The organism is Arcicella rigui, from assembly GCF_034929435.1.
Classification (GTDB): Bacteria; Bacteroidota; Bacteroidia; order Cytophagales; family Spirosomataceae; genus Arcicella; species Arcicella rigui.
In genome coordinates, this window is the sequence record NZ_JAYFUM010000001.1 from 136,531 (window position 1) to 150,046 (window position 13,516).

Sequence of the window (13,516 nt, forward strand, 5' to 3'; positions counted from 1 at the left end):
GGCTGCTTGTTGGTTACTGATATGTTGGGCTAATTTTTTGATAAAATTTAGTTTTTATTTAACAGTTTTTCAGGAATTCTAAACGGAAACTCTAAAGGAGTATCCAGCAGTTCAACTTTGGTATGCTTGATATTTACCACCGTTTGATACATTTTTTGGTCAACTTTTGATACATAGTCTAAAGTAATTAGGCTCGATTGCGGAAACAAAAATTGATTCAAGGTTGTAAAATCGTCGAAATCTAAAGTTAATTTATTACTTGTGTCTTCTTGAGTAAGTAATATTTTCTTTAACTTTTTATTTTCGCCAATATAATTATCAATTAATACTTTATTATCAGTTTGTTTTAATAAAAAGTACTCATTGCTTCTGGTTACTCTTGATTTATTTTTTTTGAAAGGACGATTACCCACTACCAACGCTTGAAGAATATCATAACTGAGGTTGAAATTGAATTTTTCTGCAAAGTTTGCATAAGTATATTCATTGTATTCTCCGTGAAGTTTATCGTAAAATTTCACAACGTCTTTATCGAAAAGAGCCGTTGCACCTGTGATACCAAAAGCTGAAATATTCAACCAAATTAAGCTATCTTTTCGCATTCTAATATCTACAACAAAGCTTTGGCTATCGTTGGGGCTTTTGTATGATACTTTTGCTTTTGCTTTCAAATATTTGAAGTCAATTTCATCTATGCTTACTTTTTCTTCTTCCGCAGGAGTATTTGGCGTAACAGTTGGAGCTACTGGTGCGGCTACTACTGAATCTTTTTGAGTAGGAATTGTAGCAACCTTGAGGGTATCGACCGATGAAATAATCGGAGTTTGACTGACTTGTTGCCTTTTACAGGATGCAATTAGAAAACTTAACGTGAAAAGGAAAATTGAATAATGCTTCATATTTTGTGATTAGTGCATTAATAGAATTACTCTATTAATTTCATTTGAGCAATTTTTTTATCAATTAAATTACTGGTTGAGCCGATAGCTTTGGCATTTTTCCATTGTTCTACGGCTTTTTGTGTGTCGCCTAATTGATACAGAACGTCTCCATAATGTTCGACAATAGTACCGCTTTTATTTTTGTTGTAAAGAACGGCTTTTTCTAAGTAAATTCTGGCTTTTTCATAATCTTTCATCACATAAAGTACCCAAGCGTAAGTATCTAAATAAGTACCATTTTCAGGATTTTTTTCTACTAATTTAGATGCTAATTCTGCTGCACGCTCTAATTTTGCTTTACGCAATGATAAGAAATAACTATAATTGTTCAATACGTAATCGTTGTTGGGGTCGGCTTTGAGTGCCGCTTCGTAAGCTTGGTCCGACTCGTCGTATTTTTTTAAACTATTATAAGTATCACCTAACAAGGCATTGATGTGCTGGTTTAATTCAGATTCTTCTGGACTCAATTTCAATGCTTCTTCCAAGGCTTCTGCCGCTTTGCTGTGGCTTCTTTTTTGGTAATAAGCCGAACCGTTTAAGTACCAAAATGCAGCTTGATTTGGAAATACTTCGATGGCTTCTTCGCTATGGACGATGGCACTATCAATTTGACGAAGTTTGAAGTCTATATTGATAATATTTCCCCAAATTTCATGGATAGATTTATCCAAACGTGCCGCTTTTACATACTCATCTCTTGCCGCTTTTTCATCTCCTTTTTGAAAAAGTAAATCTCCATAAATGGCATGCGATTTTGGGTCTCTTGGATTAGTTTTGATAAGTATCTTTGCCAGATTAAAAGCTGTTTCTTTGGCTCTTTCATCTTTTGCCATTCCAATATAGTTCAACAGAATGCGAGCTTTGGTAGTGGCATCCAAATTAGTATCAGCAAAAGCAAACTCTAATTCACGGTTACACTTTTCGATTTCGCCTTTTTCCTGAAAAAGTTGTGCAAGCATGATGTGTGCTTGGGCATTTTCTGGATTTACTTTGATAATTTTTTCAAGGTAAGGAATCGCTTGGTCGTTTCTTTTATTTGAAATCAAAAACTCAGCTTGGTCGATACTATAATCAATTTCGTCTGGGTCCGATTGTATCAATTTTTCGCCTTCTTTAATCGCTTCGTCAATTTTACCCATTTTCACCAAAACCATTTGTTTTTGGCGAATGATTTCTTCATTGATACCAACAATTTTTTCAGCTCTATTATAGGCTTTTAAGGCATCGTCTAATTGATTATCAAAAACATATACCGTGGCTTGTTCGATATAATAATCTGATTTTGAGGGATTCAATAAAATTAGGCTTTGATATACTTTTGCGGCTGCATGAAAATTTTCACGTTTGACATACAAATTTGCCAGTTGTTCGCCATAAGTTTCATTGTCAGGACTTTGCTCGAAGGCTTTTTCCAATTGCGAAATCGCTTTGTTGATGTCGCCCAGTTTTAAATAAGTATTCGATACAGCATAAAGAATACCGCTGTTGTTCGGAACAATGTCAAGTGCTTTTTGAAAAATTGGAATAGCTTTTTCAAAATCTTCCATCATGTAGAATTTCATCCCTTCTGTAAAAAAAGATTCCGCTTCGAGCATTTGTGCTGGCGAAACTTCTTCTTTTTTCTTAGAAGTACTTTCTTTTTTTTGAGCATAAGAACTTCCGCCGATTATTGAAAGAATAATCAAAACCGAGAAGATATATCGAACATTTAAAATCATCATTGATTGAGTAGCAGTTGAAGATTAAAACCAAAGAAACATCATCAATTTTTGTGCTACTTGTGTTATTTCTTCAAAGTTAAGGAAAATCTGTTTAAGTCGTTCTTATGAAATGCTTCTCGTAAGGATTCTCGCTTACAATTTTTATTTCATGCGTATCATAACGAAAATGTTTAAAAATCAAGTATATCAAAAATAATACTATTACTTGGTTTTGTTGGTAAACTTTACTCAAATCTGATAAAATATTGTATTTTTTTTAGAAGTATTAGCGGTAATGTTCTTCTAAAAGTGTTACGATTTGCTTAATTTTATTTGAATCTGTAAAAGCAATTGCGTATTCGGGTACTTCTGATAATCCGCCCATAGCAATGCCTTCTCGGCGGTAAGTCATTACTGAATCTCGTGTAGTTTTACCAGTAAGATGAAGTGCGTCAATGCCTGTTTCTGCCAGTGTAATGGCATTGTTGCTATTAACGCCACTCCCTGCCATAATTTGAATTCGTCCTTTAGCTTGTGCCACTATTTTACGAATTTGTTCGATGCCATCAATGGCAATATTGCTTTGTCCAGAAGTAAGAATACGAGTACAACCTGCTTCGATTACGCTTTCCAAAGCTTCCGAAAAATCGGGAGTCATGTCGATAGCTCTATGAAAAGTAACCGCCATCGGAGCTGCCAATTTTACCAATTCAGCCGTTTGTTCGAGGTTTACTTTTCCATCTGCTTTTAAAATACCCAAAACAATTCCGGCACAGCCCAAGTTTTTCATTACAAGAATATCTTCTTTCATAATGGCAAGTTCGTCTGCTGAATAACAGAAATCGCCACCTCTCGGACGAATCATGGCATGAACTTCAATAGAGATATTCGCCATAACCATTTTTACTAAGCCAGCCGAAGGAGTAGTGCCACCTTCGTACATCGAACTGCAAAGTTCAATCCGATTTGCCCCACCTTTTTGGGCGGCAATACACGATTCAAACGAATAAGCACATACTTCAAGAAGCGGTTTTTGAGATAAAATAGATTTTAAAAGCATAAAAAAGAGTAATTTTTAAGATAAATTTTTGAAAATATTGAAAATTATTTTGTTGATTTTCAGTGAAATAAAGATTTTTATTAGCAAAATTGTAAATATTTATAGGACTAAATGTACTTTTTTCAAATAAATTTAGTTACTTCAACACAAGATTTTACATAAAAAAGTTTTTCGTAAATAAAAAACACATACTTTTGCAATCCTAATAAAATGAAGGTTTAGATTGACGAAAAATGATGTTGTAAATCTCTAATTTTCAGGTTTTTAGTTTAAATAATAAAGTAAATAATTGTAACCAAATTCATATTAATATGTACTGGACACTTGAATTAGCATCGTACCTCGAAGATGCACCATGGCCTGCCACAAAAGATGAACTAATCGATTTTGCGATTCGTACTGGGTCGCCACTTGAAGTAGTTGAAAACCTACAAGAATTGGAAGACGATGGTCAACCTTATGAAAGCATTGAAGAAATCTGGCCAGATTATCCAACAAAAGATGATTTCTTCTTTAATGAAGATGAGTATTAAAATACCATAAAATTTTATGCTATCAAGAAAATGCCGCCTGCAAAAGGTGGCATTTTTTGTTTAATTCGTATCGGATATTATTAACTCAAAGAATCAACATGAAAATTTATCACTTCCGCACACTTAATCCAGAGGCAAAAGCTATCGTTTTGCCGATACTTCAAACTGAAAATCTTTCAGAAGATTTACGTCAGATTGCTGAAAAATATGAGATAAATTTTGCCTTTTTACAACAAGATTTCAAGGCCGACCCTAAAGAAGTACAGACTTTTTACACAAGTAAAAATCAAAAAATTATACTCTTGGGTTTTGGAAAAAAGCCCGACTCTTCTGAAGTAATTCGTATTTTCAGAACACTCATTCATCAGTATCAAACCAAGCTACCCAATGAATTAAGCATTGATTTGACGCAGTTGCCAGAGTCGTGGATTGAGTGGGCGAGCAATGGCTGTCTTTTAGGAACTTACAATATAAAATTGTATAAAACCGAGACTAAAGCAAAAGCTCCTTTGCTGTCGGAGGAAGGAGTTTTGAATATTATTAGCGATTCGGATTCAATCGAAAAATTGCTGGAAAAAGGCAAAGCCACAGCCGAAACGCAAATGCAAATCTTTGATTTAATGAATGCCCCAGCCAACAAAAAATCGCCTTTGACTTTGGTAAAATGGGCTTTGGCTTCTGGAGAAAAGTACAAGTATTCGGTAAACGTTTTGGAAAAACAACAACTGAAAAGTCAGAAATTAGAGGCTTTGTTGGCAGTCGGACAAGGAAGTGAACACGCCCCCATGTTGATTGTGATGGAGTATCGTTCGCCCCAAGCTACTAAAACGATTGGCTTGGTAGGCAAAGGAGTTACTTTTGATACGGGCGGAATTTCTATCAAATCGTCAAGTAATATGCACTTGATGAAATCGGATATGGGCGGAGCAGCGGCAGTTTTTGGAGCTATTGAGTTAGCGGCAAAACTGGAATTGCCAGTACATTTAGTCGGAATTGTGCCAGCCTGCGAAAACTCGGTAGATGGAAAATCCTTTAAACCCAGTGATGTAATTGGCTCGTATTCTGGAAAAACCATTGAAGTTATTGACACTGATGCCGAAGGCAGATTAATATTAGCAGATGGTTTAAGCTATTTAGTGAAAAATTTCAAAGTAGATGCCATTGTAGATTTAGCAACGCTCACAGGAAGTTGCATCAGCACTTTGGGCTACCATGCAGCAGGTTTGTTTAGTAATAATGATACTTTGGCACAAGTACTCAGCGAAGTTGCCGACCAAACGGGCGAGCGTCTGTGGCGTTTACCACTTTGGGATGTTTATAAAGAAGACCTAAGTTCGGATATTGCTGATGTAAGAAATTACTCAGGAAAACCAATGGCTGGGGCTATCACGGCAGCGAAGTTTTTAGAAGTATTTATCGAGAATCACCCGCAGTGGGCTCATTTGGATATTGCAGGAACGGCTTTTGGTGATGCCGAATTTGCTCCACAAAGAGCAGGAACAGCTTTTGGTATAAGATTGTTAGTGGAATTTTTCGGTAAATATCATTAATACTCTTTGGCAAAACCCTCGGATTTGATTAATTTTAAAATAGTCATTGGTATCTCTATAATCCTAAAGTTTATGTCATCAACGCTCTCTTTTCTTTGTATATCTACCTATTTCAAAGGTAATGAATTCCTACGTGCTTGTAAGCAAGCAGGAAATAAAGTGTATTTACTTACCAACAAAAAGTTGGAGTTTAAGCCATGGGTGCGTGAATACATCGACGAAGTATTTTATGTAGAAGAAAAAGCCGATGGCTCTTTCGATATGAACGAAATCATACTTGGGCTTGCCTATATGATGCGTTCGAGAAAAATTGATAGAATAGTGGCTTTGGATGATTTTGATGTAGAGAAAGCCGCTCACTTGCGTGAACATTTCAGAATTCCAGGCATGGGGCAAACTACTGGAAGGCATTTTCGAGATAAATTGGCGATGCGAATGAAAGCTCAGGAAGCAGGTATCAGAGTGCCTTTGTTTTCGAGTTTGTTTAATGACAACGAAATTTTTGAATTTACACAAAAAGTACAATATCCCTGTGTCGTGAAGCCTCGTTCTGAGGCTTCTGCTACGGGAATCAGAAAAGTATATAATTCAGAACAATTGTGGGAAGTAGTCCATTACTTAGGCGACCGTCGTCACGATTACTTGGTAGAACAGTTTCGTCCGGGCGATGTTTTTCATGTGGATTCTCTTTCGGTACAAGGCGATTTTGTGTTTACTCGTGCCAGTCAGTATTTGTCAACACCCATGGAAGTAGCACACGGTGGAGGTATTTTCCGTTCAGTAATTGTGCCATTTGGTTCGGCAGATGATTTTGCCTTACGCAAAATCAATGCAGAAGTAATGCGAGCTTTCGGCATGAATTATTCGGCAAGTCATTCAGAATTTATCAAGGATTATGAAACGGGTGAAATGATTTTCTTGGAAACGGCTTCAAGAGTAGGAGGGGCAAATCTGGCTGAAATGGTAGAAGCGTCTTCGGGTATTAATTTATGGCGAGAATGGGCGAATATCGAAACAGCTGTTGCCAAATGCGAAGAGTATATTTTACCAGAGGTTGAAAATAATTATGCGGGTATCATTATCTCGTTGGTTCGTCAACAATATCCAGATTTATCTTCTTTTGATGCACCAGAAGTTTACTGGCGAATGAACGAAGAGTATCATATTGGTTTGGTCGTGAAGTCGGAAAGTAGAGAGCGAGTACTTGAATTGCTGGATGATTATGCGGATAAGATTTTTAAAAACTTTCATGCCTCAGCTCCCATACGTGATAGACCGTCGCATTGAGTAGGGTTTTGAGAAATACTAAAAATACTTTTAAGTCAGATTGCTAAGTCAAGACTTCCATGGTAATGATTTTCGTACCTAATTTTCACATTGAAATATTTTGTTCTTAGTAGGTGAATCTTCGTCTGCTAAGAGCAAAATATCAGAAAGCTGAAATTCCTATCATTCATTTTTTAGTACTTTGATACAAACGAACAGGTGCTTTCAGAGAACCTTCTTCGCTAATGGTAAAAAAACTTTTTTGATTACTGCTAAAGCAAATGCCTTCGCCCTGAGGTTCTACTGAATACGAATAAGTGTTTGGACTACGCTTCAAAGTTTCAGCCACACTTTCGTTGCTTCCCCGTCGCCAGTGAAATACCTGAAAGTAGTTTCTAATAAGAATTTCTTGATTATCCCCCGAAATACTTCCGTCTGTAAGATAAAGGCTTGCGTTGGTGGCGTTTGAAAAATCTACTGTTTCCACAAACTCGGCAGTAATAATTTCGCTGAAAGACTGGGGGTAGGGAAGGCGGTACAAACGTTGGTTAGATTCTCTTTTACTCAGAATATAAATATCTTTTGTAGCTTGGTCAATCATCAAAGATTCTGCATCTCTTGCTCCGTCGGGATATTTGAAGGTAATTTTTTGAACGTTTGATAACACATTTGTCTGTGGTGTAGATGAGCCGACAAGTGGTTCGGCTACTTTGTAAATAAAACAGTTTTCATATTTAGCATCATTATCGCCAATATCGGCGATGTAAAGAAATGAGCCTTCGGTGAAAGATGCCATCGAAATTGCCTCCCAGTCTCTATTTGTAGCTCCTTCTAAATAAAATTCACGAGTACCTTTTCCATTTTGGTCAATCAAAAAGATACGGTTAGTATCACCGCTATCATTGTGTGTCCATAAATAGCCACTGTTTTTAACACTCGCTATCAAGCCAGAAGCTTCGTTGATACTCTTGTTTTCAAGTAAACCAAGGTCTGTTGGCGAATCAAAAACGTCTGATTCAGAAGGAGATACTTTTTCTTTACAAGCCAGTAAAGTGAGAAAGTATATAAAAAAAGCGAACTTTTTCATCTAAAGGTTTTATTGTTGAACCATCACTCAATGTCTTTTTTCCCTTCTTTTGTGTCTTCTACTACTCTTTCTACTTTCGGACTTACCTTTACTTTTTTAATTCTGCGAGTATCAACCGACGATACTCTGAATTTATATTTTTCATATTCTACTTCTTCGCCAGCATGAGGCAAACGAGCAAATAATTCTATCAAAAGCCCACCTAATGACTCGCTATCGCCACGAACTTTATCAAAATAGTCATTATCAAGACTCAACGCACGACAAACATCATTTAACGCAACTTTACCTTCAAATTCATAAGAACCATCATTGAGTTTTACATATCCTAAATCTTCAACGTCTGATTCGTCATGAATGTCGCCTACAATTTCTTCAATAATATCTTCCATCGTAACGATACCCTCGGTTTCGCCGTACTCGTTCACCACCACAGCCATGTGAACTCTCTTTTCTTGAAAGTCGTAAAGTAAATCATCAATTTTTTTACTTTCAGGAATAAAGAAAGGTTGGTGAATTAATTCTTGCCATTTAAAGTGTTCGTCTTTATCAATATGTGAAAGCAAATCTTTGATGTACAGAATACCTTCAATTTTATCAATGGTTTCTCTGAAAACTGGCACACGAGAATAGCCCGATTTATTGATTTTATCCATCAATTCATGAAAATTGAAAGTAATATCAAAAGCCGTAATATCTCTTCGAGAACGCATCACACTTTTGGCTGAAATACTTCCAAAATTGACGATACCTTTCAAAATATCTTTTTCTTGTTCAGAAGTATCTTTTCCTGTGGTGATTTCCAAAGCGTGGTTCAGTTCGTCGGCGGTAATGGTATAGCCCTTTCGTTCAACTCTTTTTTCGATAATATTACTTATGCCAAGTAAAACAGAAGAAAGAGGTTGGAAAATAATCGTAGCGATTTCGAGCAAAGGAGCTGTGATTTTGGCAAAACGCAGATTGTTTTGTTGAGCCCATACTTTCGGGATGAGTTCACCGAAAAAAGTAATGATAAACGTTACACCTACCAAAAGTACCAAAGTAGCAATCAAACCTTCTTTTTCTTCTTCGCCTACTATTTGTTCTGTTACATAAGTAGCAATAGTAATGAAGGTGATGTTTACTAAATTGATGAATATTAATAATGTTGCTAAAAGTAGCTGAGGTTTATCAAGAAGTTTTGAGATTTTTCTTTCAGTTCCGCTATCGCTATCACGGCAAGCGGCACGTTCGTCGGCAGAAAGTGAGAAAAAGGCAACTTCCGAGCCAGCCAACATAGCTGATAAAATAAGTAAGCCCAGTAGAATCAAAAAATTGATTCCATAGACACTGTATGAAGAGGTGCTTTCAACTTGTGCTAAAAGCACCAAAATCGGGTTAGGTTCGTCGGATAATCGAGTTTCCAAAATATAATGGGTTTTTCGTTATAAGTGATTAAATGGAGTGATTGGTAATGTTGTTCAATGCGATTCATTACCAATCTCTAATCACTGAATACTTATAATTTAAAAAGGTAAATCGTCACTGTCGTCGCTACCTGCATTGTTGGTAAAATCAGGCGTTGGAGCAGGAGTTCTTGCCGGAGCAGGGCGTTGTGCCTGCGGTGCTGGGCTGCTCGCCGCTCCTCCATCGTTATCAGTTCCGCCACCCTTAGTACTTACCAAAGTCATAGAAGTACCTCTGATTTTGGTGGTTCTTCTGCTAATATTGTCTTTATCTGTATATTCTTCAGTACGAATTTTACCTTCTACATATACCGAATCTCCTTTGTGTAAATACTGTTCGGCAATGTTGGCTAAATTATCCCAAAGTTCAATTCTGTGCCATTCTGTTTGTTCTACTCTTTGTCCGTCTTTATTATTATAGACTTCAGAAGTAGCAATGTTGAAAGTGGTCACTTTCGAGCCACTTGGTAAGGATCTCACTTCGGGGTCAGCCCCCAAACGTCCTAAAAGAATTACTTTATTTACGCCAGCCATGTTAATAGTTATTTTTTAGTTTTAGAACCTATGTGAATTTACTGAAAAATAGAATAAGTTGCAAATTTGTAAAAGCCATAAAATCAGATGATTTCGTTCTGACTAAGTATTTTTCAATAGCATTTATTCAAATATTTTTATTCAAACACAAACGAACTCAAGTAATTATTTACTAAAGTTGATTTTGGTAAATCATCAACTTCATTGAGCGAATACCAATCCAATTCTGTGGGCAAATGTAATGGAAAGTTGTTATTAATAACTAAATGCCAAAATTTGGTTTGGATTTTTTGATGTGTAAGAATATGGGTGTATATACTTGATTCTCTTTTGATTAGTGAATTTTCTAAGATTTTTTCCAAGAATTTGTCCTCCAAAGCAAGATACGATAATTCTTGAATATTCTCGTCAGATTCATTTAAGTAAAAATCATACATTCCTTCCCATACATCTTTCCCAACTCTTTTTCGCATGGCAAAATTACCATTTTGTTCAATGATAAAGTAATGAAAGAAGCGTTCTTTTACTTTAACTTTTTTAGATTTTACAGGAAGTGCTGCCACTTGCCCTTTGGCATTTGCCACACAGTCCATAGCTAAAGGACAAAACATACAGTTTGGCGACGAAGGCGTACACTGCAAAGCTCCAAATTCCATTATTGCTTGATTGTGGGTGGCGGCATCTTGGTCTGGCAAAATACTTTCAGCCAATTGCATAAATACTTTTTTGGCTTCGTTGCTTGAAATATCAGTACTTTCACCAAATATTCTTGAGAGTACTCTGTAAACATTGCCATCCAACACGGCTACTTTTTCACCAAAAGCAAAAGAAGCAATTGCCGCCGCAGTATAAGTACCTACACCTTTTAATTTTAGAAGTTCCTGATACGTATTCGGAAATTCGCCAGCGTAGTTTTCTAAAACCATTTTAGCGGTTTTGTGCAGATTTCTCGCTCGTGAATAATAGCCCAATCCTTGCCATAGTCTTAGTACTTCGTTTTCGTCGGCATTGGCTAAATCTTGGACAGTCGGAAAGGCTTCAATAAACTTATAATAGTAAGGCATACCTTGTACAACTCTTGTTTGTTGGAGAATAATTTCCGACAACCAGATGTAATAAGGGTTCTGTGTATTTCTCCACGGAAGGTCTCTTTTGTGTTGAAGATACCAGCTACTAATTTTTTTTGAGATGAAATTGTTTTCCAAAGGTTCGTGAATTTGTGTAAGAGTAAATCGGCTTTTTGGGCAAAAAGGTGGTGAATTAGGGATTTTTTCGTGAAAATATCCAAAATTTTAGTACTTGTTGATATACTTGTGTTTTGTCAATTAGCTAACAATTAAGCAATTATAAAAAAAAAGTTAGGATATTTATTTTTTGTTTCTTTCATAATTCAAACCAAAGCCGTACCTTTGTGACCCTTAATAATCAAGGGGTTACGAAAGTAATGATTTCATTCCTAAATTCAAGGAGAACTCTACCGTTATTTTCAGTACCAAAAGCAATCATTCATTATTTGTTTAACGTATTTTTTATTAATCCTAAAATTTTCAAAAAGTGACTAAAGCAGACGTAATCGCAGAAATTTCAGACAAAACTGGTATCGACAAAGCAGATGTATCAAGTGCCATTGAGTCTTTCTTTTCAGTAGTTAAAGACAACCTTTCAAATGGGGAGCCAATTTATGTAAGGGGATTCGGAAGTTTTGTGAATAAGAAAAGAGCTCATAAAATTGCTCGTAATATTTCAAAAAATACTTCTATCGAGATTCCAGAACATTACATTCCAAGTTTTAAGCCTGCAAAAACTTTTGTTGAACAGGTTAAATCTAACGCAAAATAATTAAGCGTTTGTGTGCCTTTTTCTGAGGTATTATCGTTGATATTCAATCAGTATTTTCAGTAAAGTCAACAAACCGTTAAAAATCATGCAAAAGTCTTTTATCATCATTATTGTCGTTGCTTTCGGATTAGTAGGTGGCTTGTACAGTTTGCCTAAAGTAGTAGTAAGTAATGAAAAAAAGAAGTTGGAGCAATCTTCGCAAGAAAGCCCTGCACCAATGGCTAATCGAGATAAAAAGACAAGTTCGGAAACTCAGGAGAACCCAGAAACACATGGAGTAGCCTTGAGCCCAGAACAACAAGGGGTGATTGAGAAGTTGAGAAGTAATTATTTGAAAAGCAGTGATACGAAGGTAAAATTCAAAGCCGCCGATGAACTCATCGCTAAGTTTGTAGCTTACACTCGTTATGATAGTGCTGCTTATTATGCTGAGGAAGTAGCCAAAATCGAACCCTCGGAAAAAAACTTGATGAAAGCAGGTAATTTGTATTATGAAGCATTTACCTACTCGCTTCAAGCAGAGAAAACGACTGTGTTAGGGGAGAAGGCCAGAGAAATTTTTACAAAAGTTCTGGCGAAAAATCCTGAAAATTTGTTGGCAAAAACCAACATGGCAATGACTTATGTATCGACTCAAACGCCAATGCAAGGGATTTTGATGTTGAGAGAGGTAATTGCAAAGGAACCAGATTACGAACCAGCATTGTTCAGTTTAGGAGTACTTTCTATTCGTTCAAATCAGTTTGGAAAAGCAGTTGAACGTTTCAAGCAAATTTTAAAGAACAACCCGTCTAATTCAAAGGCGGCTCTTAATTTGGGGTACTGTTTGGCTGAATTAGATAGAAAAGATGAGGCTCAGGCGATTCTTGAAAAAGTACTTGCCAATAGTACTGACCCTCAAGAAAAATCAGCGGCGAATGAAATATTATCAAAATTAAAGTAATATTGCAGTATTAAATATTATTTTTTGAGTTTCATAGCATCAGAAATACAAAGAAATTAAACATATTTTTAACAATTAAAACCTTTTAGAATCATGCCTTGCGGAAAAAAAAGAAAGAGACATAAGATCTCAACGCACAAAAGAAAGAAGCGTCTTAGAAAAAGTAGACATAAGAAGAAGTAGTTAAGGCATAAGGGAATAGGTAAAGTAAAATCTTTATTACGAGTCTTTTTCCTTTCGCCTTAGTACCCAAAAAACAGGCAAATTCCATCAGGAGACTTTGCCTGTTTTTGTTGTTTTTGTGAGATTGTTTGCTTAAAAGAATAACTTAATTACATAAACCGTTTATAATCAATATTTTATGTAATTATTGGTCATGACATTTTGGGGATATGCAGTCGTTTTTGATACATAAAGTATTAAGTAAGAAAGGGGAATCAAAAAAGGGAATAATACTTGGTAAGTATCAAACTTTAATCTTCGTACTGTATTATTTTGTATTACTGAAAGACAAAACATCATTGATTTTGTCATGTTTGTATTGAAAAATTTCAATCAAATAAAACGTAAAATAACTTGCTCAACCAAATCACGTCACCCACATTAAAGTCAATT

12 protein-coding genes are annotated in these 13,516 nt (G+C 35.9%); 5 read left to right on the top strand and 7 right to left on the bottom strand.

Going from position 1 to position 13,516, the window contains the following annotated elements:
• Positions 1–47: 47 nt before the first annotated feature.
• The 3 genes from VB248_RS00690 to VB248_RS00700 all read right to left on the bottom strand — a co-directional run bounded on the left by VB248_RS00690 (position 48) and on the right by VB248_RS00700 (position 3,704).
• A complete protein-coding gene (locus VB248_RS00690) occupies positions 48–899 on the bottom strand; it encodes a DUF4292 domain-containing protein (protein ID WP_323294805.1) in 852 nt (283 codons plus the stop codon).
• Positions 900–925: 26 nt separating this feature from the next.
• Complete coding sequence (locus VB248_RS00695) at positions 926–2,665, bottom strand: tetratricopeptide repeat protein (protein WP_323294806.1); 1,740 nt, start codon at positions 2,663–2,665, stop codon at positions 926–928.
• Positions 2,666–2,930: 265 nt separating this feature from the next.
• Positions 2,931–3,704, bottom strand: coding sequence for a copper homeostasis protein CutC (locus VB248_RS00700; RefSeq protein ID WP_323294807.1), 774 nt, complete (start codon positions 3,702–3,704; stop codon positions 2,931–2,933).
• A 311-nt stretch (positions 3,705–4,015) separates the two neighbouring features.
• Between VB248_RS00700 and VB248_RS00705 the strand changes: the two genes are divergently transcribed.
• The 3 genes from VB248_RS00705 (at position 4,016) to VB248_RS00715 (ending at position 7,074) form a co-directional block, all read left to right on the top strand.
• Positions 4,016–4,237: a DUF2795 domain-containing protein gene (locus VB248_RS00705; protein WP_092018230.1), complete on the top strand. Its 222-nt coding sequence runs from the start codon at positions 4,016–4,018 to the stop codon at positions 4,235–4,237.
• A 98-nt stretch (positions 4,238–4,335) separates the two neighbouring features.
• Positions 4,336–5,787: a leucyl aminopeptidase family protein gene (locus VB248_RS00710; protein ID WP_323294808.1), complete on the top strand. Its 1,452-nt coding sequence runs from the start codon at positions 4,336–4,338 to the stop codon at positions 5,785–5,787.
• 72 nt (positions 5,788–5,859) lie between these two features.
• Positions 5,860–7,074, top strand: a complete 1,215-nt coding sequence (locus VB248_RS00715) for an ATP-grasp domain-containing protein (RefSeq protein WP_323294809.1) — start codon at positions 5,860–5,862, stop codon at positions 7,072–7,074.
• A 166-nt stretch (positions 7,075–7,240) separates the two neighbouring features.
• Here VB248_RS00715 and VB248_RS00720 read toward each other — a convergent pair whose 3' ends face one another.
• From VB248_RS00720 to mutY, 4 genes are all read right to left on the bottom strand, one after another.
• Positions 7,241–8,140 carry a hypothetical protein gene (locus VB248_RS00720; RefSeq protein WP_323294810.1) on the bottom strand — a complete coding sequence of 300 codons (900 nt, stop codon included), beginning with the start codon at positions 8,138–8,140 and terminating at the stop codon, positions 7,241–7,243.
• Between the two features lie 23 nt (positions 8,141–8,163).
• Positions 8,164–9,546, bottom strand: coding sequence for a gliding motility-associated protein GldE (gene gldE, locus VB248_RS00725; RefSeq protein ID WP_323294811.1), 1,383 nt, complete (start codon positions 9,544–9,546; stop codon positions 8,164–8,166).
• Positions 9,547–9,645: 99 nt separating this feature from the next.
• A complete protein-coding gene (locus VB248_RS00730) occupies positions 9,646–10,119 on the bottom strand; it encodes a single-stranded DNA-binding protein (protein WP_323294812.1) in 474 nt (157 codons plus the stop codon).
• Between the two features lie 137 nt (positions 10,120–10,256).
• Entirely contained in the window at positions 10,257–11,324 is a 1,068-nt protein-coding gene (gene mutY, locus VB248_RS00735) for an A/G-specific adenine glycosylase (protein ID WP_323294813.1), read from the bottom strand.
• A 349-nt stretch (positions 11,325–11,673) separates the two neighbouring features.
• Here mutY and VB248_RS00740 point away from each other — a divergent pair, with 349 nt between their 5' ends.
• A complete protein-coding gene (locus tag VB248_RS00740) occupies positions 11,674–11,958 on the top strand; it encodes an HU family DNA-binding protein (protein WP_323294814.1) in 285 nt (94 codons plus the stop codon).
• A gap of 85 nt (positions 11,959–12,043) precedes the next feature.
• Positions 12,044–12,901 (top strand): tetratricopeptide repeat protein, encoded by an 858-nt coding sequence (locus VB248_RS00745; RefSeq protein ID WP_323294815.1) that lies wholly within the window; start codon positions 12,044–12,046, stop codon positions 12,899–12,901.
• Positions 12,902–13,516 lie beyond the last annotated feature (615 nt).